Below are 487 nucleotides of genomic sequence, written 5' to 3' on the forward strand. Positions count from 1 at the left end.
GCCTCCTTCGCCTCCACAGTGGCCGCCGGCTCTGCCTCTTTGGTCTCGGCCTCCGCCGCGGCTGGCTCCGCCTCCCTGGCCTCGGTGGTCTCAGCAGCGGCAGGCTCCGGCTCCTTGGGCGCCTCTGCTTCGGCTGCGGCAGCTGGCTCCGCCTCTTTGGCCTCGGTCGTCTCAGCAGCGGCAGGCTCCGGGTCCTTTGGCGCCTCTGCTTCGGCTGCGGCAGCTGGCTCCGCCTCCTTGGCCTCGGCCTCGGCCTCGGCGGGGGCAGCCTCCTCAGCCACGGCCTTTGCTGCCGGCCCGGGGGTGTCCTCGGCAACGACGGCCGCCGGCGGGGTCTCTACCGCGGGGGCCTCCTGGGTCACCACGGTGGTCGGGGTCTGGACCTCGGCAGTGGCCATTTGTGATGCCGTGTTGGACGAGAAAGCTGGCTACTAGCTATACGATGAAGAGTGTATGTAGCTAGAGCTAGGCTGAAAGTGTGGACGGG

At 69.6% G+C, this 487-nt stretch carries 1 protein-coding gene; it reads right to left on the reverse strand.

Annotated elements, in window-relative coordinates; all coding sequences use genetic code 11:
• On the reverse strand, nt 1-398 hold a 398-nt coding region (locus SM753_RS20220), incomplete at its 3' end, for a hypothetical protein (RefSeq protein ID WP_323192883.1).
• Nucleotides 399-487: the final 89 nt, after the last annotated feature.

The sequence above is a fragment of the Halostella sp. PRR32 genome (assembly GCF_034808085.1).
Taxonomy (GTDB): Archaea; Halobacteriota; Halobacteria; order Halobacteriales; family Natronoarchaeaceae; genus Halostella; species Halostella pelagica.